We start from the raw sequence: 24,514 nt of genomic DNA on the forward strand, positions 1-24,514 counted from the left end.
CCTAATCGGTTTGTTTTTTAGCACGAGGATGGGTGTTGTCGTACACCTTGGCTAAATGCTGAAAATCCAAATGCGTATACACTTGTGTAGCCGACAAACTACTGTGCCCTAATAGCTCTTGTACGGCACGTAAATCGCCAGAGGATTCTAAAATATGAGAAGCGAATGAATGGCGTAATTTATGTGGATGAACCTGCGAGCTTATCCCTTGTTTGATGCCCCACTCTTGCATACGAAGGCGAACCTGACGCACCGAAATACGGTTTTTTTTACTACTTAAAAACACGGCTATTTCATCGGGTTTTGCAAATTGGCCGCGTATAGTAAGCCAATTTTGCAGGGCATTTAATGCTTTTTTGCCAACCGGAATTAAGCGTTCTTTGTTGCCTTTACCACGTACTAAAATCTCTCCGTTTTTAGTGTTTATGTCTTGCATGTTAGCGCCAACTAACTCACTAATGCGCAGCCCAGATGAATACATTAGTTCCATCATGGCTTTATCTCTTATGGCTAATGGATCGTCGTCATTTATTTCCAGCAGGCTTGCCATTTGATCTACATCGAGATTTTTTGGAAGTGGCTTTGAAAACTTAGGCCCTTTAATTCCTTGTGCAGGGTTATGGTAATGCGATTGCTGTGCAATATTTTTGGCTTTCAAAAATTTATACAAACTACGAATACAGCTTAATTTTAAACTAATTGTTCGCCCGCTTAATTGCTTTGAACGAAGCGCCATACTGTAGCGACGAATATGCTCGCCTTGCACGCCAAACCAGTCATCACATAATTTACTAAAATAAAGCGCTGCAAAGCCAAGTTGGCTTACATACTGATTTACAGTGTGCGCTGAATATTGCTTTTCGTATTTTAAATATTCGCTAAATAAATTAATAGGCGTACGCCAGTTATCGCTTAAATCGCTAATATTTGGCGTGGGGTTTTCGTTCATGCAAGTTCCAACAGCCTTAGCTGCAGGGCACGTACAAAATCCAGTACAAAGAGGTTGTCTTGTGCGGGTTCAAAGTGGTTAGCATCGTTACTACCAAAGGCTAAAATAGCTACTGGCTTTTTACTATCACCAATTAAATAAATAGCTGCCGATTGGGTTTTATCGCTAAATAATAGCTCGCACTCTTGTTGATTAATGCGCCCTAAATAATGCGTAGAATGTGTAAGGCGGTGCTCAATAAGGCTCTCATACTGTGCTGTATATTTAATTAACTTACAATTGCTTATATTTGGACTTGTACAAATTATATTGGTTAAGTTACTGGCAAGCGTATCGAAGTCGTAATTGCTCCAAAGCTGACTATGGCACTGGCTAAATAATCTATATACAAGCTCGTTTTGTGTTGCATGTTTACTCATGCTCTCTATTTGATTTTTTAACAGCGTGTTGTGCTCACGTAGCTGGCGCTGCTGTATATGAACTAAAGAGGTCGCGCCATTTTCTTTTTGCTGTAGCTCAAGCTTTGCAAGCAGCTGTGGTTGCTCAATTAAAAAATCAGGGTGATGAGCTAAATACTCAGCAACTTGCTCTTTAGTTAGCTCGCTCATAATGCTACTTGTCCATCAAATACATGCTCGGCTGGGCCGGTCATGCGTACTGGGTGGCCTTCGCCGCTCCAGCGCACTTGCAATGTACCGCCAGGTAAATCAACTTGTACCGTGGTGTTAAGTTTGCTTTGAATATGGCCAATAACCATCGCTGCACATGCGCCAGTGCCACAAGCAAGGGTTTCGCTAACGCCGCGTTCCCATACTCTTAACTTTATATGATCTTGCGATACAACTTGCATAAAGCCGATGTTGGCACGATTTGGAAAACGTTCATGGTTTTCCAGCAGTGGACCAAGTACATCAACTTGCGCGGTCGTTATATCATCAACTTCTAATACGCAGTGCGGGTTACCCATAGACACTGCGCCACTAAATACAGTGTGCTCTTGTGCTCTTATAATATAGGTCAGTTCACGTTTGCTGGCTTTAAGCGGTATTTTTGCAGGCTCAAAGTTAGGATGGCCCATATTTACGGTAACTTGGCCATCTTTTTCTATGTATAGCGTTAAGTTGCCCGATTTAGTCGATACGCTAATTTTATGTTTGTTGGTTAAGCCTTTCATACGCACAAAACGGGCAAAACAGCGTGCGCCATTTCCGCACTGTTCTACTTCGCTACCATCGGCATTAAATATACGATAATGAAAGTCGAGATCGGGTGAGTATGGCGCCTCTACCATTAGCAATTGGTCAAAGCCAATGCCAAAGTGGCGATCAGCCAGTTTTTTTATTTGATCGCGAGACAAAAATACATTTTGTGTAATGTTATCAATTACAACAAAGTCGTTGCCTAAGCCGTGCATTTTGGAAAAATTAACTAACATAGCGCTCTAATTCGGTTTTGCTCTGTGCTAATCATGCCACAGAGCAGCGAGTTGGCAAAAACGTTTATGGTAAAATTTTCTCGCCTTGATAAAGGCTTTCAATCGTTTCGCGTTGGCGAATAAGGTGGTGTTGCTGTCCGTCTACCATTATTTCTGCAACACGAGGGCGAGAGTTATAGTTTGAGCTCATAGTGAAACCGTATGCGCCAGCACTACGCTGTGCTAGTAAATCGCCCTGTTTAAGTGCAAGTTCGCGGTCTTTACCTAAAAAGTCACCGGTTTCACATACAGGGCCTACAATATCAAAGTTATGTTTTGGCGTGTCATCGTTTCGCACTGAAACCGGAATGATTTTTTGCCATGCCTGATAAAGCGAAGGGCGTAGCATGTCGTTCATACCCGCATCTACAATAGCAAAAGACTTCTCTTGATTTTGTTTAATAAATTCAACTTGGGTTACTAAAATGCCGGCATTGGCAGCTATAGCACGCCCAGGCTCGAAAATAAGTTCAAGGTGTTTGTAATTAGCTAAACGTTCAGTCACTTGTGCTGCGTATTCACTTGGGTGTGGCGGTTGCTCGTTGTTATACGGTACTCCTAACCCTCCACCAATATCTAAATGCGTAAGCTCAATACCGCAAGCTTTTAGCTCATCAATTAGCGCCATTAATTTATCTAACGCTTCTAAAAAGGGTCTTACTTCTGTTAGTTGCGAACCTATGTGGCAATCAACACCGGTAATTTTTAAACCCGGTAAAGACGCTGCATGCTGATAAACACTCACTGCTGTTTGAATATCAATGCCAAATTTATTTTCTTTTAAACCGGTAGAAATATACGGATGCGTTTTTGCGTCTATATCAGGGTTAACACGAATAGAAATAGGCGCTTCTAAATTTAACTCGCAAGCAACCTCAGAAATACGCTCAAGCTCAGAGGCCGACTCAACATTAAAACATTTAATGCCTAGTTTTAGCGCATACGCTATTTCGTCGGCTGTTTTAGCCACGCCCGAAAAAACGACTTTAGAGGCGTCGCCACCTGCTTTAATTACACGTGCAAGTTCACCCTTCGATACAATATCGAAACCTGAACCAAGGCGCGCTAATATATTAAGTACGGCAATATTAGAGTTTGCTTTAACGGCGTAGCACACCAAGCTTTTATGATTTTTAGTGGCATTAGCAAACGCTAAGTAATGACGTTCAAAAGTAGCGCGAGAGTACACATAGCAAGGTGTACCATATTGCTGAGCAATAGCTGCCACACTTACGTCTTCGGCAAATAATTGGTTGTTTTGGTAGTTAAAATAATCCATTTATTGCTCCTGACTTTGCTGCGTGTTGTTTTGCTCTGAAATAGTTACTGGTTTAACTGTTTCTTGAGGTTGATTTTGATCAGCTTGTTGCTCTGGTAAATAAAGAGGGCCACTTTGACCGCAACCAGCTAATGCGCTTAGCAGTACAGTGCTCATTAATAGTTTTTTTAATTGTAAGGTATGTGTCGCTTTCATTAGATTAATATGGTTGCTGGCTTTATAATCGCAGAGTAACAGAATATCTAAAAAATGCAGCTATTCGCGGATGATTTTATTCCTGTTACACTAGCTGCACACTTTTAAAGCTAATTATAAGCTGAAATGTACCCAATATTAGGCGGCTCGCCTGCAAAGGAAAATTACAATGACTGAACACGAATATCACCAATTAGCCGAAGCTCTTATGTTCACAATTGAAGAGCAAGTTGATGATTGCGAAGCTGATTTAGATTATGAGTCGGCGCAAGGTATTTTAGAAATTATATTTGCTGATAAAAGTAAAATTGTAATTAATAAACAAGCGCCTTTACATCAAGTATGGGTGGCAACTAAATTTAATGGTCACCACTTTGAAATGCGCGACGGCCAATGGATTGATAACCGTTCTGGCGCTGAGTTTTGGGAGTTTATGAATCAAGCATCTACTCGCCAAGCAGGCCAAGAGATTAAGTGGCAATCATCACTATGAGTTTAGAATTTGTAGAATATCCGGCGCAATCAGAACACAAAGCAACGGTAATTTGGTTACATGGTTTAGGTGATTCAGGCGATGGTTTTGCGCCTGTAGCACCGCAGCTTAATTTACCCAGTGAGCTAGGTATACGATTTGTATTTCCACATGCACCAGTGCAACCGGTCACCATAAATGGTGGCATGGAAATGCGTTCTTGGTACGATATTAAATCTATAGAATTAGATAAGCGTGCCGATGAGCAAGGCGTAAGAGATTCAGCTGAGAAAGTTCAAGCGCTTATTAATCAAGAAATGGCTAACGGCATACCTGCTCATAAAATTATTTTGGCTGGTTTTTCGCAAGGCGGCGTAGTGTCGCTACATTTAGCGCCACGTTTTGAGCACAAACTAGGTGGTGTTATGGCGCTTTCTACTTATATGTGTGTGCCTCAAAAATTTGCAGACGAAGCAAAACATACCGATTTAAACGTATTTATGGCGCATGGTAGTCAAGATAACGTAGTGCCGCATAGTGCGGGAAGAAGTGCGTATGAAGTATTAACAGCACATAACATGGATGTAAGCTGGCAAGATTACCCAATGGCTCACCAGGTTTGCGCAGAAGAATTGCAAGCTATTCGCCAATGGTTAATTGCCCGTTTAAGCTAATTTTGGAGCCGCTGAGGTCAATATGAGTCAAAAAATAGTAATTAAAGCAAATGTTAAACGCGAACCACAAAATAATGTGCCTACGGTTAGTTATGAGTGGCACTGGCGTCGTATTGTGAGTATTTCTATGTTGGTGGTAATGACCTCTGCTGCTGTAGCGTATGGGCTAACTGCATCGGTAAATGCTGACCAAGGTGAGCATGCTAACGAGCAAGCGCAATTTTTAAGCGTTGATGAGAGCCTGCAAAATAGCGAAAAAGGCGACGAGGCAAATATAGATAGTGAAGCACAGCAAAGTGATTTACTTGATGAGCCTGATAACATGACACAAGCGAGTATTGACCCGCTGTTAGCTTCACAAAATTTACAAAATGAAGAGCCTCAATCTGTGGCTTCTGAGAATACAGATTTTGTAGGCGATGAAAATGCGTTAGCGGCAAATAATATACCGCAAGAACAAGAACCTGAAAGCGAAAAGCTACAAAGTAGCGAGCAACCTGTAAGCGCTAGCGATTTATCAGTTGAATTAGACAGTGATGATGGTGCCTTGACTAGCACAGAAGGGTTTTCTGCTGATGCACATGTAGCAAGTGTAGCGTTAGGCGCACAAATAGATACAGGCAAAATTAGCCGTGCAGTACTTACTCGCGAAGTAAGTAAACGCGAGCCTACAAATGTATTTGCAGCCGATATAAGGTTAAATCAGTTTGATGAGGGTTTGTCATTTTTTAGTGAGCTTAAAAATTTACAAGGGCAACAAGTTAAACATGTATGGTCCTTCGAAGGTGAAACTATGGCCGAAATATCACTAAGCGTGACCTCACCCCGTTACAGAACATACTCAACAAAAAAGATTATGGATACACAAACAGGCCACTGGCGTGTAGATGTTGTGGATGAGCAGGGCAACTTAATTGCTCAAAAAGAATTTAGAATTTTAGCTGACTAAGCTTAGCTATTTAGTAGTAACTATTTGGATACCCCTATGACAGAAAAAACAAAACTAGTACGCATTGCCACCCGTAAAAGTGCTTTAGCACTTTGGCAGGCTGAATTTGTAAAAGCACAACTTGAGCATTTTCATAATGATGTGCGTGTAGAATTAGTCCCAATGTCGACTCAGGGGGATATTATTTTAGATACTCCACTTGCTAAAATTGGCGGTAAAGGCTTATTTGTTAAAGAGCTTGAGCAAGCTATGTTAGATGGTCGTGCAGATATTGCCGTACACTCTATGAAAGATGTACCAGTAGAGTTTCCCGAAGGGCTTGATCTACATACTATTTGTGAGCGAGAAGATCCACGCGATGCATTTGTTTCAAATAACTTTGCTAATTTAAGCGAGTTGCCAAAAGGTGCTATTGTAGGAACTTCGAGTTTACGTCGTCAGTGCCAAGTAAGAGCGCTTCGCCCAGATTTAGAAATTCGTGATTTGCGCGGTAACGTGAATACACGTTTGGCTAAATTAGATGACGGTCAATATGATGCTATTATTTTAGCGGCTGCAGGGCTTATTCGTTTAGAAATGGGCGAGCGTATTGCCGATTATATTGAGCCAGAAGTATCATTACCTGCAAATGGTCAAGGTGCTGTAGGCATTGAGTGTCGTATTGATGATGAAGTAACTAAAGCATTACTTGCACCGCTTGAACATACGCAAACACGTATTCGTGTAAATGCAGAGCGCGCAATGAACCGTCATTTAGAAGGCGGTTGTCAGGTACCAATAGGCGCTTATGCATTAGTTGATGGCGAACAGGTACATTTACGTGGCTTAGTTGGCGCCGTTGATGGCAGTGAAATTTTACACGATGAAGTTACTGGTCATATAAATGATGCAGAGGAAATTGGTATTGAGCTTGCTAAAAAGCTACTAGCTCAAGGTGCAGATAAAATATTAGCTGAAGTTTATAGAGACGCATAAATGACACATATTCTGATAACTCGGCCCGAAGGAAAAGGCGCAGCCCTTGCTCAACAACTTGAGGAAGCGGGTTATCAGGCGTCATTATTTCCTGTTTTAAAACTGACTCATTTAACGCCCTCAAGTACCGAGTTGAGTCCCCTGTTAAATGCCGATAAAATTATATTTATATCGCAAGACGCTGTAACCGCTCTTGCTCAATTAAAGCCAAATATAAATACTAAAGCGCAATTTTATGCCATTGGGCAACAAACAGCCGATACTATTTATGAGCAGTTTGGTGTTAGGGCTGCCGTACCTAAGCAATATGATTCAGAAGGTTTATTAGCATTAAAGTCACTAGCTGAGGTTGATGGCAGCAATATAGTGTTAATAAAAGGCCAAGCGGGTCGTCCCGATATAGCCAAAACACTAAAGGAACGCGGCGCTTTTTTAAATAATTGCGTTGTTTACAAAAGGGAGCCCGTATCCGCTGAAAAAGCCAACTGGACAGACCACTGGCAAAGCCTGAAGGTACAAGGTATAGTCATTACAAGTAATGCAGCAGTAGATGCAATATTTGATAATCTAACTCAAGAACAATTACAGTGGTTACAACAGTGCCGATTTTATGTTGCTAGCGAGCGCATTGCCGCTTATTTACAGCAGCAACAGGTAAGTTCGGCTAATATACACATTGCAGCAGGGGCAGGCGACAACGCTATGTTTTCCTGCATCAAACAGCAAGGTAGCAACATGAGCGAACAGTCAAAGCCAGTAACGGCAAATAGCAAAACCCCAGCTAAAGCAGCCGCGCCTTCAAATAAAAAAGATCCTGTAAATACAGCTAATAAGCCTAATAATAGTAAGCAAAAAATAAGTAAAGTAGCGGTACTTGCGCTTATTATTTCACTTGTTGTAGCAGGTGGGGTAGGTTTTGAGTTTTACCAAAAATTGAATGCAGGTAAGGCTCAAGATAGCGCAGTTAATGAGCTGAATGAACAAAACAAGTTACTGGCTCAAGAGCTGCAAGCGCTTAAGTCTGCACAATCTAATTTGCAGCAAGCGCTGTTTAATAGTGAGCAAAAGGTAACGGCAGCGCTAAAAGAAAGTACAGCCAATAATCAGCAGCAATTAAAAGCAGCTCTTCAGCAAGCGCAGCAACAAGGTGTTTCGCTTAACCCGCAAGAAGTAAATAGCTTACAGCGTATGGCTGAATTTAAGTTATGGGCTGAAAAAGATTACCAAGGTGCAAGTGCTGTACTTAAGCGTTTAGATTCATTACTAAGTGAACATCCAGGGACTGTAGAAGTTCGCCAAGCCATTATGCAAGACATGCAAATGCTTGATAGTTTAAAACCAATAGCAACAGAGGCTATTTATTTACAATTAAACAGTGTTTTAAACAGCATTGATGACCTAGTTTTTAATGCGGTTAATGTGCCTTCGGATAAAGAAGAAGTTGAGAAAAACGCACTAAGTGAAGACATAAGCGATTGGCAGCAAAACTTAAGTAATAGCTGGAATAAAATAGTTGATAGCTTTATCACCATTCGTCATCACGAAGGTGTGGCAATTGAGCCGATGTTAACTGACCAAGAACGCCATTTAATTAATCAGCGTATTAAACTTAATTTAACTCAGGCGCAAGATGCGTTAATGAGTAAGCAAGCGAGTATTTATTTTAATGCCCTAGGTGAAGCTAAGCGCTTGGTTACTGAGTACTTTAAGCAAGACGATGATGCAACTAAATCAGTATTAAAAGTACTAGCAAATCTTGAAAAGGAGCAGCTAAACTTTAACCCTAAAGTGACCTTAAAAAGCACAGAACAGGTTAAGGAGTGGATGCAATGATAGGGATAATTATATTAATTGTAGCTATTGTTGTAGTACTGGCGGTCACTCCGTTTGTATTAGATGAAAAAGGCTATGTGCTTATTTCGTTTAATAATACAACGATTGAAGGCACTATAGTGTCGTTTTGTATTATGGCGGTGATTACAGCAGCTGTGCTGTACTTAACTTATAAGTTAATACGTTATTTACTATCGATATATCATAATACTAAACATGGCTTTTTTGCGCGTAGCCAAGAGCGTAAGCACGCTGCCATAGAGCAAGCTCTTTGGAGTGCTATTAACGATGATTACGAGCATGTAGAGCAGGCATTATCGGGTAATGGCGTGCCAAGTAAATTTGAAGATATTCGCTTAGCATTATTGGCCAAAGCAGCCCTCACTAATAACCAAGCAGATAAAGCACTAGAGCGTTTATTTGAAATAAGCCCAGAAAACCAGCTCAAAGTAGCAAAGCTGTGGCTTGCAAGTGGCGATAGTAGCGCAATTGAGTCGCAAATGCGTACCAGTGCAGATGCTAAAAAAGCAACGCCTTTGGAGCTTAAACTTTATGCCGAAGTGCTGGTGCAACAACAGCATTTTGATGCCCTTGAAGAGTATTTGCCGCGCTTGTATCGTAAAAAAGTGCTCAACGAGACGCAGTGGACACAATTATTTAATGCTTATTTTAGTGCGATCGATGACGACAAACTCACTAAAAAGTATAAACAGTTACCTAAAAAGTTACAGGCTCATGCCCATAATGCTTATTTAATGCAAATGGCACAAGCTGGTCAATTAAGCGTAATTGAGAACGATTTAATTAAAATGGTCAAACATAATGAGCAGCACTTATTACTTGCTAATATATTAAGTAAAACCACTGCTGCCGATGCTGTTAAGTTACAAACAACTATTCAAGAACGCCTTAAGAAAGACGATTCAAACAACGCTTTATTGCTTTCACTCGCATGTTTAGCTAATGCGCAGGGCGATTATACATTAGCTGCAAAGGTGTTTGATAAAGCGCTAAACGCAGAAAATAAAAAACAATTTAGTGAACAGGCGGCATTGAGTTATAAGCAAACAGCTCAAGCCGATAAAGCACTCGTTTTGTATCAATAAAGGCTACACTGTAATTTATTAAATTTGATGTTCAGGAGCGCAGGCGTTGAAACAGCTTTTTTTTATTACTTTTGGTTTAGCGTGTGCTTATTTTTTTACTGGATATTTTAGCAATTCACTTTTAGCAATAGACGGTTATGCAGTTGCAGCATGGCCGCCTTCAGGCATTGCGCTCGCAGGTTTTTTGATTTGGGGGCGAAGGTCTTTTTTAGGTGTATTTGTTGGTGCTTTTTTAACTAACTTTATACATTTAGAAAATGTATTAGAAATTTTTAAGCTCAGCGTATTCGTTCATGCTGCGGCTGTAACTCTTGCCTCTACTTTACAAGCGTGGATTGGTGCACAGCTTATTATAAAAGTAATAAAAGCCCCGCTTGATTTATCTTCTTTAAAACACTGCGTTCAAAGCTCGATTGTTGCAGGTCCTCTATGTTGTGTTTTTGCCGCTGGCGTGGGCACTAGTTTATTAATTTTTAACGGCGTGATCCCAAGTTATGCTTGGTCTGATACTTTTATTGCTTGGTGGATAGGAGATAGCATTGGTGTGCTTATCTTTACTCCACTTATGCTGGCGGCATTTAATTATTCAAATGTAAATTACCGCCTACAAGTAATACTGCCTTCGTTGTTAATTTATGCGTTAATCAGTATTAGTTTTTACGGTGCTGCGAGCGCAAAAAAAGAAAAAAACATTCAAAAATCAGAGCTTAAAATATTAGCCACGCAAGATGCCATAAATAACCAAATCAACGAAATAACAGCACATTTAGCACTTTTAGCAACGTTTTTTTCTAGCAGTGATGAAGTGAGCTTTACCGAATTTAAGCAATTTACCTCTAAACAGCTTAGTTATAGCGAAGATATTTTAGCTTTTGAATGGGTGCCGTACCTTCCACACAACCAATTAACTGCATTTAAACAGGCTAATAAAAACACTGAGCTGGCTGGTTATGATTTAAAAGAAGAAGCTGAGAACGGACGTTGGCAGCCAGTTACTCCACGAGACTTTTATTACCCCGTTCAATACGCGCACCCCTTAGCAGGAAATGAAGATGTTATTGGTTTTGATCTTGCTTCAAATGAAATTAGACGCTCAGCGTTAATTAAAGCTAAAGTGCTCAATGAGCTTGTAATAAGCGAGCCGCTAAATTTAGTGCAAAATGAATCTGAGCGAGGTGTATTGTTTTTTCACCCTGTGTTTGGAAATAATATAACAGAGGATGACTTTAAAGGCTTTGTGGTTGCCGTTGTTAGCTTAGAGCGGTTATCTAACTCGTTATTATTTAATAAAAATAACAATGTTGCAGTGAGCTTTACCGATACGACGCTAGAGAATAGCGCGCAACCTATTTTTATTGCTAAACACCAACAACTACTGCCATTAAAAGAATATAAGTTACTCGTTGGTAAGCGCGTGTGGCATGTAGAGCTTTATCAGCCGATACAAAGAGAATCTTGGTTAATTTACTGGCTCGCACAAATTGTAGGTATGTTATTTGTTTGGTTATTAATAATATTTTTAATTTCGGTCACCGGCACTAACATACGAATTCGTGAGCAAGTTGCAAAGCAAACTAAAATATTGCGACTTGAAAAACAAAAAGCAGATGAAGCGAATCAAATAAAAAGCCAGTTTTTAGCTAATATGAGCCATGAAGTGCGTACGCCTATAAACGGTATAAAAGGGCTTCATTATTTAGCGTTACAGCAGAGTGATTGGCAACAAGCGCGAAGTTATATCGAACAAGCAGACGGCGCACTGAGTGTGCTGCTAAGGGTGTTAAATGATGTGCTCGACTTTTCAAAAATGGAGGCTGGAAAGCTCGATTTAGTACAAGAGCCTATAGGAGTAGATAAGCTTACTGAAGAGGTGGCTAATTTACTGCAATTTGATATTGAAGCAAAAGCATTAGACTTTAATATTGATTACGATAAATCAACTAATTTAGTTATTGAAACCGATCCTATTCGGTTAAAACAAGTGCTGTTAAACCTAGTTAATAATGCAATTAAGTTTACTGCTAAAGGCAGTATTACGCTTAAGGTATGGCAGTCTAAAAAAATGACTTATTTTAGTGTTAACGACACCGGTATAGGAATTAGTGAAAAGGCACAAAAACAGTTATTCAAGCCATTTGCGCAAGCTGATAGCTCTACCTCTCGTCAGTATGGCGGTACAGGCTTAGGCTTAAGTATATGCAAAAAATTGGTCGAATTAATGGGCGGGGCCATAGATTTAAGTAGCCATGAAGGGCATGGATCTACTTTTACATTTAGCTTACCTATTTATTCACCGCTTCCTAAAGCTGAGCAAATAAAACAGCAATACGATGAAATAGATGTAAGCATGCTTACACTCGATACCTACAAAATACTGCTCGTAGAAGATAACCCGTTAAACCAACATGTAGCGAGCGCCATTTTAAAAACAAAAGGATGCGTTGCTGACATTGCTAATGATGGTTTTGAGGCTATTGAGAAGCTCACAGAAAATACATATGACCTAGTGCTTATGGATATACAAATGCCAAAAATGGACGGGCTTGAAGCTACCCGAGTTATTCGTAACGAGTTAGGTTTACTTGAACTCCCAATTATTGGGCTATCTGCTAATGCACATGATGATGATGTAAAAAAAGCAGTCGCAAGTGGCATGGATAATTATATTACCAAGCCCATAGAAGCGAATACCTTATTTAAAACTTTATGGCATCACTTATCTCATCAACGTTAGTGAACAACTTTTATTTTGTTCACTTTTTGAGTAAAAAGCAGACATATGACCGCTAATATTTACTTTAACTGCTCTACACTTGAAAAATAACTGTACCTGCGTATCATGCGCGCAATTTTAACCTAACCGAGTAGCTATTATGATAAATAAAAAAATACCTCTGCTAGACATTCATCGCCACTTAGATGGTAATGTACGTGCGCAAACCATATTAGAACTTGGTCGTCAGTTTAATATTGAGTTACCTGCAGATAACGTAGAGGCGCTTATTCCTCATGTGCAAGTGATTGACCCTGAACCAAACTTAATGGCTTTTTTACAAAAGTTAGATTGGGGCGTTACAGTACTCGGTGATTATGATGCATGCAGACGTATTGCAATTGAAAACATTGAAGATGCTCAGGCACAGGGCTTAGATTATGTTGAGCTTCGCTTTAGCCCTTACTACATGGCACAAAGCCAAGGTTTACACCCACAGGGCGTAGTCGAGGCTGTTGTTGACGGTATTAAATCAGCAACACAGGGCACAAATATAAAAGCCAATTTAATTGGTATTTTATCGCGTACTTATGGCGTAAAAACATGTCAGCATGAACTTGAGGCATTACTTGCTTTTAAAAACGACTTAGTTGCTGTTGATTTAGCGGGGGACGAAATTGGTTTTCCGGGCGAGCTATTTATTGATCACTTTAAGCAAGTTCGTGGTGCTTATTTAGCGTCAACTATTCATGCAGGTGAAGCGCTCGGTGCCCCAAGCATTTGGCAAGCAATTAATGAATTAGGTGCAAGCCGAATCGGCCATGGCGTTAAAGCTATTGAAGATCCTAAATTAATGGACTACTTACGTGATAACCGTATTGGTATTGAATCGTGCCTAACAAGTAACATTCAAACAAGTACAGTCAACGACTTAACTAAACATCCGCTTAAACAATTTTTAGACCATGGGATTTTGGCGTGTATTAACACCGACGACCCTGCTGTTGAAGGGATTGAAATTGAACATGAGTACTTAGTAGCAGCACCTAAAGCAGGCCTAACGCAAGCCGATATGGAAAAAGCCCAAGCAAATGCCTTAGAAATTGCATTTTTAAGCGACGATGACAAAAAAGAGCTTTCAGCGCTCGTTAGTGCACGTTAATTTTAGAGTATTAAAAATGCCGCTTTAAAGCGGCATTTTTGTAACTATTATTTAGTGCGTTTGGCAGCTAATGTAGTTATCGTAGAGTGCCTTAAGTACATCTGCTCTACTAATCATGCCTATAACTTTAACGCCGTCTACTACAGGGTAATTTTTAGGTTTACCTGTTTTCATTTGCTCTGCAAGCTCAATAATGTTGGTATCGCCACTAACGGTGACCACATTAGTTTGCATAAGCTGAGACACTTTAACCATTCCGTCGCAAAAATAACTGCTTTGCGTCAGTGGTTTAAGTAGCTCTTGCTCGGATATAAATCCAACTAGTGATTTGTGCTCGTCAAATACAGGGGCGCCAAGTAATTTAAATTTTTGTAGCTCTGCAATGGCTGTGGTCATTTCTGTATTAGGTGTAATGTTTGGCAACTTGCGTTGCATAAAATCTTTTACTTTTGTATTTAGCATTTGGGTCTCTCCCGCTGATGTTCTATACAAAGTATGGTTTATAGATGTGTTTTTAGGAAATTGTTTATATTGATATAGTTGATAGGTAATACCGATTAACTGTCTAAAGTTTATGCAATAAAAAAGGCACCGAGGAGGTGCCTTTTTTCAATATTTTATGCCTTGTTACTTAATAAAGGCAAAAGCATCTGCGTACATGTTTTCACGTATCGCGCCGTGAGTGATAAAGTCATCACGAACAATGCCTATCATGTCAAAGCGACCCGCCATGTAAATATCGTAAGGTTCGAGCGATACAATATCTTGCATCACAGCTTTATGTACGTAGCCAGTATGACCTTGCCAATTAGCCGATGGGTTTTCTACAACAGGAATAAACTTAAAGTTTTCGTTACTGTCTGCCCAGGCTTGCATTTCAGTGTGTGCATATAAAGCTGATTCTTCTTTTACACCCCAGTAAAATAATACCGGGCGATCACAATTAATTTCAGCTAAATGATCAGCCATTGATTTTGCGTAAGAGAAACCAGTACCACCGGCTAGTAAAATAATAGGGCGTTCGCACTGAAGGCGTAATTGCGATACCCCAAGGCCTGCTTCAATATCTACCGGAGTATTATCAGCATAGGCACTACGAAGATGTTCAAGCGATTGCATAGCATATGAGTCTGCACCCGAGGCACCAATGTGTAATTCAATTTCGTCACATTGTGAAGGGCGGCTAGCAATAGAAAACGCACGTTTGTCTTTTTCACCTAGTACTAATTGCATGTATTGGCCTGCTTCAAACGTAACAGGTTGTTGAGGCTTTAAAATTACTTTATGTACAAATTCTGTAAGTGGGCTGATAGCTACAACTTCAGCTTTTAATGTTTGCATTTTTTACCTTTTAGTAGCGCTTTAAGCAGCAGATACGCAATAGAATGTATAGATTCTAGCATATCTGCAGGGTTACTTTATAGCCTGTTATGTACTTACATATAAACGTTTACAGAATATTCAAGCTTTGCCAAATATCATCTACACGCTCTTTCGTGGCTTTATCCATAACAATAGGTTCGCCCCATTCTCGTGTGGTTTCACCAGGCCATTTGTTGGTCGCATCCATTCCCATTTTTGAACCGAGCCCTGATACAGGTGATGCAAAGTCGAGATAATCAATAGGGGTGTTTTCTATTAATGTAGTGTCGCGTGCAGGGTCCATGCGGGTAGTAATAGCCCAAATAACGTCTTCCCAATCACGCGCGTTAACATCGTCATCGCATACAATTACAAATTTTGTATACATAAACTGGCGTAAAAATGACCATACACCCATCATTACGCGCTTGGCGTGGCCTGGGTATTGTTTTTTCATAGTTACAACAGCCATGCGGTACGAACAGCCTTCCGGTGGTAAGTAAAAGTCGACTATTTCAGGAAACTGTTTTTGTAATATAGGCACGAACACTTCGTTTAGTGCAACACCTAAAATAGCAGGCTCATCAGGCGGACGACCAGTAAAGGTGCTGTGATAAATTGGATCTTTACGGTGTGTTAGGTGAGTCACCGTCATTACAGGAAAGTCGTCTACTTCGTTGTAGTAACCGGTGTGATCGCCGTATGGCCCTTCTGGTGCCATTTCGCCTGGCATTATATAGCCTTCAAGCACTATTTCAGCGCTGGCGGGTACTTGTAAGTCGTTAGAGATAGACTTTACTACTTCCGTTTTGCTACCACGCAATAAGCCTGCAAACGCATATTCGCTTAATGTGTCTGGCACAGGCGTAACCGCACCTAAAATAGTGGCAGGATCTGCGCCTAATGCTACCGATACCGGGTACGGCTCGCCTGGGTGTTCTTTACACCACTCTTGAAAATCAAGCGCTCCACCACGGTGTGACAACCAGCGCATAATAATTTTGTTTTTACCTAATAACTGCTGACGATAAATACCTAGGTTTTGGCGTTTTTTGTAAGGCCCTTTAGTAACGGTTAATCCCCATGTAATAAGCGGAGCAGCATCCCCTGGCCAACAATGTTGAATTGGTAGTTTGGTCAAATCAACCTCGTCACCCTCCAAAATCACTTGCTGACAAGGCGCTTTTTTAACTTCTTTAGCTGGCATATTAAGTACTTGCTTAAATACCGGTAATTGCCCTAGTGCTTCTTTAATACCTTTTGGCGGCTCTGGCTCTTTTAAAAAGGCGAGTAATTTACCTACTTCGCGAAGTTCGCTCACATCTTCTTGGCCCATTCCCATAGCTACTCGTTTAGGTGTACCAAACAAGTTAGCAAGCACAGGCATGCTGTGTCCTTTAGGATTTTCGAACAATAATGCCGGGCCTTTTGCACGCAATGTACGGTCGGCTATTTCGGTCATTTCAAGATACGGGTCGATTTCTTGGGTAATGCGTTTAAGTTCGCCTCTTTTTTCCAGCAAATCGATAAAATCACGTAAATCTTTGTATTTCATTATGGGCCGCTATTAAGCAAAAAGTGAAAGTATTATACCCAACTAAATAGCAAATGCATGTGCAGTTATTTAGCAAAGGCGATGGTTAAAGCTCGGCTAGTATTACGCAGGTTAATAAAAAAAGGATTAGTACAATAAGACTTTTATAGGCAGCATCACGCTATTACAAGTTAGCGTTTGTTAGTTTACAGCGGTATTTATTGCCAGATACAAATAACATGGCTTCATTCGCCTTTGACCAAAACAACACGCGTTCACTAATGTACTTTACTCCAGAAGCGCTGGGCTCTTTTGTTAACGAATAGGTCTGCTTATTTAAGGTAAGAGTTGCAGCCTCATTTTGAGTTGTTAGCTCTACAGTGTGGTTATTACATAAATAGCGGGTACTCGTAGACTCGTTGTCACAGGCAGATAAAAAAAACATACTTATTAAAATAACCGCGAGTGCTTTCATTAATATCTCCCTGTTTAAGTTTGTCACAAGCTATTACTGCTTTTTATCAGCATAACAAAGCAAAATTAACCGTTGGTGAAAATGTCTGATTAAGCTATGTTGATAGCATTATTTTTTAGCTAGGAAGCAACATGGCAGGTATAAACCTTTTAACTTTATTAGACGATATAACGACCTTACTTGATGACATAGCAACAATGAGTAAAGTTGCTACTAAAAAAACCGCTGGTGTATTAGGTGATGATTTAGCCCTCAATGCACAACAAGTAACGGGCGTGGCTGCAGAGCGAGAGCTACCAGTAGTGTGGGCTGTCGCTAAAGGCTCGTTTTTAAATAAAGCTATTTTGGTACCCGCAGCGCTATTAATTAGTGTGTGGTTGCCATGGTTAATAACACCGCTTTTAATGATTGGTGGATTATTTTTATGTTTTGAAGGGGCTGAAAAAGTATTCGCTAAGTTTTTACCTCATCATGAAGAAGTAACAAATGAAGGTGAGAAACTTGATTTAGTTGAGTATGAAAAACAAAAAGTAAAGGGAGCTATACGCACTGACTTTATTCTTTCAGCCGAAATTATAGTCATTACTTTAGGCACTGTTGCCGGAGCTACTTTAGTTAATCAAGCATTAGTACTTTGCGTAATCGCAATTATTATGACCATAGGCGTCTATGGTTTAGTGGCAGGTATTGTTAAGCTTGATGATGCAGGGCTTTATTTATTAAATCAATCAAAGGTATCGGCTAATAAATTTAAAGAGTTACTAGGCAAAAGCTTACTTGCGGCGGCGCCTCGCCTTATGCAATTTTTAGCCTTTGCTGGCACCGTTGCTATGTTTTTAGTGGGCGGTGGTATTTTATCTCACGGTATTGAGTTACTTCATCATTGGCAGCTAGAAGTCACTAGCATTGGTAAATCTTTATTTAATGGTACTGGAGAGGTTTTAGCTCCCCTAATTTTTGATGGTTTGCTAGGTGTGATAGCTGGTTTATGTGTTGTTCTTATTCACGTGACTTATACAAAAACATTTAAAAAATAGCTGTTATGTAAATTTTTTAGGCTGCGCTTAGCTTTGTATTTGCATTAAAGCGCATACTAATAATTATTTAACCACAATTTAGCTTATTTACATTGGTTGTTTTCACAAAGCTGTTCTAGCTCATATTTAGCTTTGCTATTTCCTTGTGCTATTGCCTGCTCGAACCAATGTTTTGCTGTTTGCGTATTTTTAGTTACGCCTTGCCCATCTCTGTACATTTGCGCAAGATTTAACTGCCCCCATTGCGATCCGGCATTTGCTGCAATAATAAAACTCTCAAGCGCATCGCTATACTGTCCGTTTTTAAAATACGTAATGCCTTGTTGGTTATTTTTGTCGAGCTTTAAGCCTTTATATAGGGGTTTTGGTTTAGGCGGAAACATTACAAACCCACCATATAAACTATTTGCTGATGGGCGCAGCACATCGTAAATCACATCGTCGTTATAGAGCCTTCTTACTTCGCTACGAGGCAAAGTAATTTTGTCAGTTGAAAAGTAATCTCTTTGTACTAATAGGCTGGTACGCATTGCTGTAGTAATGCCATTATTACGTTTATAGCTGTAGTTACTTACCTGAAAAGTAATAAATTGATCGTCAAAACTTAAAACTTGCGCCACTTTTAAATTGGTTAGCGTTAAGGGTTCGTGTGTGAATTTGTCTGCTTGTACCAAGTAGGTATCGTAGGCTTTAGGGTTATTTAAATACTCTAGTTTTTGTGTTTGTGCATCTAAATACTGTTGATAAAAAAAACAGATAACTAAAAGTATTAAAAAAATCCCAATAAAGTATTTAGGTAAACTGAGTTTTTCAATTAAGGGAAGGTGTTTTACTTGAGTCGGTTCACTGTATCCACATTGATAGCATTCATGCTTATAGCTCAGCTTTAAAGGAATGACAGGTATAATAGTAAAGCGTAAAAAGCAGCTTTGATTTACTAAATGGTAGGCATCACTTTTACAGTTTGGGCAGCACTGTGTTTGTGTAAAGTGAGGGAAAGATTGACTCGTATTGAAAAGCAACATACAAACACACTCCTTGTTTTACCTAATTAATTTATGTTAAAGGTAATCCAAGGAGCGTATTAATTAAAGCTGCAAACTGTAAGTAAGTATGTCTGTTATTACTTATTTTGAGTTTTTGGTTTAATTGTTGTTTTTGCATCTGCTGCCATTAAAGCAAATACCGCGTAGGCAGCTGTATTTTGGCGCAGCTTTGCAGGCGTTACTTTATCAAGCGTATCATCAGCTGTGTGGTGGTAATCAAAGTAGTCGGTACCATCTTGGGCAAGTTCAAATATAGGTGCCGATGTTGCCTTTTTAAGCGGAATCAAATCAGGTCCGCCATTGGCTTGATTTTTACCAATATACTCAACATTTAATGACGCCAGTTCTTTTGCTATAGCACGTACAACAGGGAGTGATGCCGCATCTACATTCGATTCAAACCCGTATACTACATCTGCGCCAAAATCAGACTCAGTAGCTGCAACTATGTTGTGTAAATCGTTTTTATGTTTTGCAAAATAAGCTTTTGCTCCCCAAAGGCCAAGTTCTTCTGCTGCAAAAAGCACAACGCGAATACTGCGCTTAGGGCGTTTTACATCGCTAATATGTTTAGCAGCTGCCATAGTTAGTGCTACGCCAGCACCATCATCTAATGCACCTGTGCCTAAATCCCAAGAATCTAAATGGCCGCCAATTAATACATATTGTTCAGGGTTTTCAGTGCCGTTAAACTGGCCTATTACGTTATAGCCTGTGCCTTCACCTAAATTTTCGGTTTGCACGTTAATGTTTACTGACACGTCTTTGCCTAAGGCTACTAAGCGGGCAATTTGATCCGCATCAGGGTTGGCAATCGTCACGTTAGGTATTTTTTTAACGCCGTCTTTATAGTAACTACCGCCAGTATGAGCAAAACGATGATGGCCAGTGCTTACTGAGCGCATCATGTAGGCAACAGCGCCTTTTTTAGACGCCTCTATCGCACCTGTACCGCGTGCTTTTACCGCAGGGCCATAACCATTACCGTCGATATGGCGGTTCATACGGTAATTAATATAGGCTATTTTACCTTTTAAGCTATTTGCTGGGGCTGCGATTAGTTCATCAAGCGTTTCGAACAACACTACGGTGGCTGTAATTCCCTCTTTTGGTGTGCTAATACTGTTACCAAGTGCAGTTAAATGAAGCGGCTGCTCGCTTGGGGTTAGTATTTTTCCGCTTTCGCTGTATCGACGCCACTCAGGAAAGGTTGCTTCTTCAAGCCATACTTTATCAAAACCAAGTTGGTTAAATTTTGCTTTGGCCCATGCCACTGCTTTTTTATCGTTGTCTGTACCGGGTAAACGCGGGCCAACTTCAGTAGTCAAAGACTCAAGCAGTTCATAGCTCAAACTGCTATTAAGCGCGGTTGTTCGAACCTGCGTCACTTGTTTTAATTGCTCAGTGCTAAATTCGGGCTCAGCGGCACTGGCTAAAAAACTGCTGGCGAGCAGTATTGTTGTAATTATTTTCTTCATTGTTAACCTTGGCTTGTAAGAAACTTAATAGCTATTAAACCATTAAATACCTTGGCTAAAAAATACAATGAGACAAAATACAAAAAGCCCGCACTTTTTTACACAGTGCGGGCTTTTTTAACGTATTTAATCTTAAAAATTAAATTGTGCCGCTAGGCGTAAGTTAGTGCCTTCGCCAATAGTTACATTACCATTGCCGCCGCCACCTAAGTAATCAGTATCAAATAGGTTTTCAACGTTAAGGCGAAGATTTATATCAGTATTACTCATAATAAATTTATAAGTTGCACCTACATCTACACGTGTATAGGCATCTTTGGTAATAGAGTTATCGCTATCAGCAAAGCGTTCACCTTCATAAAAGGCACCCGCATTAAAAGTAATTGCATCATTTAACTCATAACGAGTCCACAGAGATGCTGACCATTTAGGGGCATCTACAGGGCGTTTACCTTGTAGGTTTTCGTTCGCTCTTTCATAGTTAGCATCTAAATACATAGTTGATGCCATAACAAATAAGCGGTCAGTAGCTGCACCTTGCGCTGCCATTTCAAAACCTTTATGGCGCTGTTCACCAACTTGGTTTGTTTCAGAGGTAATTGAACCGATAGGTGTTTCAAGTTGTTCTGTAACTAAGGTTCCATTTTTACTTATATCGAAAATAGCACCGCTAAGCATTAAACGCTCATCAAATAGCTGCCATTTAATACCAAGCTCTCTTTGTTCAGAGGTGACAGCATCTATTTTCATACCAAAGTTGATATCTTCTTCGTTAGTAATGGTTTCGTTTTGTGGCTCAAAACCTTCTGTATAACTGGCATAAATAGTTGCAGATGCATTCGGGTGATAAAGTACGCCGAATTTAGGCAAAAACGACTCGTTATTTTGTCCTTCACGTGTTTGCTTATCAAAGCGACCGCCAACAGACACTTGCCATTGTGGTGAAAAAGTAATTAAATCTTGGGCGTATACACCGTAGTAGTCATATTCAGTTTCGCTTTTAGTGAGATCAGTTTTATAGCTGACATCTGGGCGGGCAGGTTCATTTTGGCCTGCTGTAAAACTAAATGAATCAGCAGATGTGCGTAGTTGACCATAATAGTAGTCAAGCGAGTTAGCACCAATTAGAAATTGGTGCTGTATGCCAGCCGTTTCAAATTCACCAATAAAATCAATAAATGCAGTGGTGAATTGCCAATCATCAAAACGATCGTATGGGTTCGAAGTGTATGTGTTAGTTTGAGTGTCGTAAGAATTGCGACTAGGAGATGACTCAAAGCGTTGGCGCTCAAAAGTCTGCTCATTATAACCTAGGTTTACTTTCCAGTTGTCAGATAAGAATACGTTAAAATCGATACCTACGTTTTCTACAGTGATATCAGTAAATGCCCATGACATATCACGAATAGTTTTATCGTCGCCAATAACATTGGCGTTATCATCAATCCATGCACCCGTATCTAGGCCTGCTTTGTCATCTGTACGGTCATAATGAACACGTACAAGTGCATTATCGCTAATTTCATAATCGACGACTACAGCACCTAAAAAGCGGTCTCGCTCACGGTTTTCACCATTTTGATATTCACGCCAGTAGTCTACATCTTGCTTAACTAATATGCCGCGTGCACGTAAATCTTCAGCTTCTGTTAGTGCGCCGCCAGCATCAACCATAAAGCGAGTTGAACCATGCTGGTCAACATCAGCTGAGGCGTTTAGTAACGTTTTCGTCGTTGGTTTTTTTGTTACCATATTCACCAAGCCACCAGGACCTGATTGACCATATAAAATGCTTGAAGGACCTTTAATAACTTCAACTTGTTGAAGGATTTCGATTGGTTGTTGATAGTGCGACCAATGCTGGTGTCCATCACGTAGATAGCCAGTACCTGAGCTTAACTCAAAACCACGAAGGTTAAATACTTCACGGTTACGTTGCTGTGATCCTGCCGTTAAACTTGCATCGTTGGTAAGCACTTCGCCAAGCGTGGTTGCTAATTGCTCGCTAATTATTGTATCGCTAATAACAGTTACTGATTGCGCTGTTTCTAATAATGAAGCTGATGTTCTCATAGCACCATTAGCGTTATCGACTTTGTAGTCGTTGAAGTAGCTACCTTTAACTTGAATTCGCTCTATATCGGCGGGGGCAGCAAAAACGCTTGAGCTTGCAGCTACAAGTGCTAGGTATAAAGAGTTCAGTTTCATTCGTTACATCCAATGTCATTGTGTTAATTTTTCACGGATCTTAATGAAAACTAGTATCATTTTCAACATCTTTATTAACAAGGTTTAACAAGCTATCTGAAAATTGGGTATTAATGGTTGCCCAATATGAATTCTGCTATTATATGGACCATATTTGTGGGCTATGCCCTGTGTTGTTTTTTATTATTTTGGAACTAACTGTGACTTCTACTGCATTTTCATCTTTGGCTTTACCTGCTGGTTTAGTTGATAACTTATCAACACTCGGCTATTCGCAAATGACACCTGTGCAAGCGCAAAGCCTGCCACCTGTACTTGAGGGTAAAGACATTATTGCGCAAGCAAAAACCGGTTCAGGTAAAACGGCTGCGTTTAGCTTAGGTGTATTGGCTAAATTAAACGTAAAACGCTTTCGTATTCAGTCGTTAGTTTTATGCCCAACCCGAGAGCTTGCTGAGCAAGTTGCGGTTGAAATGCGCAAATTAGCGCGCGGTATCCACAATATTAAAATATTAACGTTATGTGGCGGTGTATCAATTGGACCGCAAATTGGATCGCTTGAGCATGGCGCGCACATTATTGTGGGTACGCCTGGGCGTGTAGACGACCACATTAGAAAAGGTACATTACGCTTAGATGATGTTGAAACGTTAGTACTTGATGAAGCCGATCAAATGTTAGATATGGGCTTTCAAGACACCCTTGACGCTATTATTGAACGTATACCGCAAAATCGCCAAACCTTACTATTTAGCGCTACGTTCCCCCGTGCAATAGAAGCTATAGCAAAGCGTGTGCTAAAAAACCCAGAAATGATTAAAGTAGAAGAAGAGCAAGCAAAAAGTACTATCAAACAATACTTCTACAAAATGGATAACAATAAACAGCGTTACCCAACCCTTAAATTATTATTACTTAAATTTACACCGCAAAGCTGCGTTGTGTTTTGTAATACTAAGGTAGAAACACAACAGGTGTGTGACGATTTAGCCGACGAGGGCTTTAGTGCAGTTGCGCTTCATGGTGATTTAGAGCAGCGCGATCGTGAGCGTACACTTATTCACTTTGCTAATAAAAGTGCGTCTATATTAGTGGCAACCGACGTAGCTGCCCGTGGTTTGGATATTGATGATATGGATATGGTGATTAACTACCATTTAGCACACGATACGCAAACTCATGTACACCGAGTAGGGCGTACTGGTCGTGCCGGTAAAAAGGGCATTGCATGCTCTATTTATGGTGAAGCTGAAGTATTTAAAGTTGCGCAAATTGGCGATCATTACGAGCGTGATATCACGCCAGAACAAATGCCATCATTTAACTTATTAGATAAACCACCGTACCGCCCTGAAATGGTTACGCTAATGATTGATTCAGGAAAGAAACAAAAAGTGCGCGCTGGTGATATTTTAGGTGCCTTAACGGGTAAAGATGGTATTGCAGGTCGCCAAGTAGGTAAAATTAATGTGCTTGATAACGTTGCATTTGTTGCCGTAGAGCGCAATTCGTCTAAGCCTGCGTTACGTAAGCTAACAGAAGGCAACATTAAGGGCCGTAAAATTCGTGCTCGTCGTCTTACGCGTTAATTTA

Annotated in this window: 22 protein-coding genes; 10 read left to right on the forward strand and 12 right to left on the reverse strand. The window is 40.2% G+C overall.

Features of this window, described 5'->3' with window-relative positions:
• Position 1: 1 nt before the first annotated feature.
• The 5 genes from J8L73_RS12600 to J8L73_RS12620 all read right to left on the reverse strand — a co-directional run bounded on the left by J8L73_RS12600 (position 2) and on the right by J8L73_RS12620 (position 3,897).
• Entirely contained in the window at positions 2 to 949 is a 948-nt protein-coding gene (locus J8L73_RS12600; protein ID WP_211017501.1) for a tyrosine recombinase XerC, read from the reverse strand.
• The gene (locus J8L73_RS12605) at positions 946 to 1,557 is read right to left on the reverse strand and encodes a DUF484 family protein (RefSeq protein WP_211001229.1); all 612 of its coding nucleotides are present in this window, start codon (positions 1,555 to 1,557) and stop codon (positions 946 to 948) included. Before J8L73_RS12605 ends, J8L73_RS12600 begins: the two co-directional genes overlap by 4 nt.
• Positions 1,554 to 2,384 (reverse strand): diaminopimelate epimerase, encoded by an 831-nt coding sequence (gene dapF / locus J8L73_RS12610; RefSeq protein ID WP_211001228.1) that lies wholly within the window; start codon positions 2,382 to 2,384, stop codon positions 1,554 to 1,556. The genes J8L73_RS12605 and dapF overlap by 4 nt, the downstream gene beginning before the upstream one ends.
• A 64-nt stretch (positions 2,385 to 2,448) precedes the next feature.
• On the reverse strand, positions 2,449 to 3,702 hold the full coding sequence (gene lysA, locus J8L73_RS12615; protein WP_211001227.1) for a diaminopimelate decarboxylase: 1,254 nt from the start codon (positions 3,700 to 3,702) through the stop codon (positions 2,449 to 2,451).
• Positions 3,703 to 3,897 (reverse strand): lipoprotein, encoded by a 195-nt coding sequence (locus J8L73_RS12620; RefSeq protein ID WP_211017503.1) that lies wholly within the window; start codon positions 3,895 to 3,897, stop codon positions 3,703 to 3,705.
• 169 nt (positions 3,898 to 4,066) lie between these two features.
• Here J8L73_RS12620 and cyaY point away from each other — a divergent pair, with 169 nt between their 5' ends.
• The 8 genes from cyaY to add all read left to right on the forward strand — a co-directional run bounded on the left by cyaY (position 4,067) and on the right by add (position 13,781).
• Positions 4,067 to 4,390, forward strand: coding sequence for an iron donor protein CyaY (gene cyaY / locus J8L73_RS12625; RefSeq protein WP_058547701.1), 324 nt, complete (start codon positions 4,067 to 4,069; stop codon positions 4,388 to 4,390).
• A complete protein-coding gene (locus J8L73_RS12630) occupies positions 4,387 to 5,043 on the forward strand; it encodes a dienelactone hydrolase family protein (RefSeq protein WP_211001225.1) in 657 nt (218 codons plus the stop codon). Before cyaY ends, J8L73_RS12630 begins: the two co-directional genes overlap by 4 nt.
• 22 nt (positions 5,044 to 5,065) lie before the next feature.
• Positions 5,066 to 5,992, forward strand: coding sequence for a DUF2914 domain-containing protein (locus J8L73_RS12635; RefSeq protein WP_211017511.1), 927 nt, complete (start codon positions 5,066 to 5,068; stop codon positions 5,990 to 5,992).
• 36 nt (positions 5,993 to 6,028) lie between these two features.
• A complete protein-coding gene (hemC, locus tag J8L73_RS12640) occupies positions 6,029 to 6,967 on the forward strand; it encodes a hydroxymethylbilane synthase (protein WP_211001223.1) in 939 nt (312 codons plus the stop codon).
• Positions 6,968 to 8,800 carry a uroporphyrinogen-III C-methyltransferase gene (locus J8L73_RS12645; protein ID WP_211017513.1) on the forward strand — a complete coding sequence of 611 codons (1,833 nt, stop codon included), beginning with the start codon at positions 6,968 to 6,970 and terminating at the stop codon, positions 8,798 to 8,800. It abuts the gene before it with no gap.
• A complete protein-coding gene (locus tag J8L73_RS12650; protein WP_211001221.1) occupies positions 8,797 to 9,906 on the forward strand; it encodes a heme biosynthesis HemY N-terminal domain-containing protein in 1,110 nt (369 codons plus the stop codon). Before J8L73_RS12645 ends, J8L73_RS12650 begins: the two co-directional genes overlap by 4 nt.
• A gap of 46 nt (positions 9,907 to 9,952) precedes the next feature.
• Positions 9,953 to 12,640 carry a CHASE domain-containing protein gene (locus tag J8L73_RS12655; RefSeq protein WP_211017522.1) on the forward strand — a complete coding sequence of 896 codons (2,688 nt, stop codon included), beginning with the start codon at positions 9,953 to 9,955 and terminating at the stop codon, positions 12,638 to 12,640.
• A 139-nt stretch (positions 12,641 to 12,779) separates the two neighbouring features.
• Entirely contained in the window at positions 12,780 to 13,781 is a 1,002-nt protein-coding gene (add, locus tag J8L73_RS12660; RefSeq protein ID WP_211017524.1) for an adenosine deaminase, read from the forward strand.
• A 51-nt stretch (positions 13,782 to 13,832) separates the two neighbouring features.
• Here add and J8L73_RS12665 read toward each other — a convergent pair whose 3' ends face one another.
• From J8L73_RS12665 to J8L73_RS12680, 4 genes are all read right to left on the reverse strand, one after another.
• Positions 13,833 to 14,243 (reverse strand): CBS domain-containing protein, encoded by a 411-nt coding sequence (locus J8L73_RS12665; protein WP_211017526.1) that lies wholly within the window; start codon positions 14,241 to 14,243, stop codon positions 13,833 to 13,835.
• A 165-nt stretch (positions 14,244 to 14,408) separates the two neighbouring features.
• Positions 14,409 to 15,122 carry an NAD(P)H-flavin reductase gene (fre, locus tag J8L73_RS12670; protein WP_211017528.1) on the reverse strand — a complete coding sequence of 238 codons (714 nt, stop codon included), beginning with the start codon at positions 15,120 to 15,122 and terminating at the stop codon, positions 14,409 to 14,411.
• A 109-nt stretch (positions 15,123 to 15,231) separates the two neighbouring features.
• Complete coding sequence (ubiD, locus tag J8L73_RS12675; protein WP_211001216.1) at positions 15,232 to 16,698, reverse strand: 4-hydroxy-3-polyprenylbenzoate decarboxylase; 1,467 nt, start codon at positions 16,696 to 16,698, stop codon at positions 15,232 to 15,234.
• A gap of 163 nt (positions 16,699 to 16,861) precedes the next feature.
• Complete coding sequence (locus J8L73_RS12680) at positions 16,862 to 17,152, reverse strand: MliC family protein (protein ID WP_211017529.1); 291 nt, start codon at positions 17,150 to 17,152, stop codon at positions 16,862 to 16,864.
• A gap of 131 nt (positions 17,153 to 17,283) precedes the next feature.
• Here J8L73_RS12680 and J8L73_RS12685 point away from each other — a divergent pair, with 131 nt between their 5' ends.
• Positions 17,284 to 18,189: a DUF808 domain-containing protein gene (locus tag J8L73_RS12685; RefSeq protein WP_211017532.1), complete on the forward strand. Its 906-nt coding sequence runs from the start codon at positions 17,284 to 17,286 to the stop codon at positions 18,187 to 18,189.
• Between the two features lie 83 nt (positions 18,190 to 18,272).
• Here the strand turns inward: J8L73_RS12685 and J8L73_RS12690 are convergent, their stop codons facing one another.
• The 3 genes from J8L73_RS12690 to J8L73_RS12700 all read right to left on the reverse strand — a co-directional run bounded on the left by J8L73_RS12690 (position 18,273) and on the right by J8L73_RS12700 (position 22,921).
• Positions 18,273 to 19,214 carry a tetratricopeptide repeat protein gene (locus J8L73_RS12690; RefSeq protein WP_211017533.1) on the reverse strand — a complete coding sequence of 314 codons (942 nt, stop codon included), beginning with the start codon at positions 19,212 to 19,214 and terminating at the stop codon, positions 18,273 to 18,275.
• 98 nt (positions 19,215 to 19,312) lie between these two features.
• On the reverse strand, positions 19,313 to 20,713 hold the full coding sequence (locus tag J8L73_RS12695) for a M20/M25/M40 family metallo-hydrolase (protein WP_211017535.1): 1,401 nt from the start codon (positions 20,711 to 20,713) through the stop codon (positions 19,313 to 19,315).
• A 132-nt stretch (positions 20,714 to 20,845) separates the two neighbouring features.
• Positions 20,846 to 22,921: a TonB-dependent siderophore receptor gene (locus tag J8L73_RS12700; RefSeq protein WP_211017537.1), complete on the reverse strand. Its 2,076-nt coding sequence runs from the start codon at positions 22,919 to 22,921 to the stop codon at positions 20,846 to 20,848.
• Between the two features lie 200 nt (positions 22,922 to 23,121).
• On the opposite strand from J8L73_RS12700, the gene dbpA reads away from it, so the two are divergent.
• Entirely contained in the window at positions 23,122 to 24,510 is a 1,389-nt protein-coding gene (gene dbpA / locus J8L73_RS12705; protein ID WP_211001210.1) for an ATP-dependent RNA helicase DbpA, read from the forward strand.
• The last annotated feature ends 4 nt before the right edge of the window (positions 24,511 to 24,514 follow it).

Origin of the sequence: Pseudoalteromonas sp. MMG006, assembly GCF_018101025.1 — a bacterium.
Classification (GTDB): domain Bacteria; phylum Pseudomonadota; class Gammaproteobacteria; order Enterobacterales; family Alteromonadaceae; genus Pseudoalteromonas.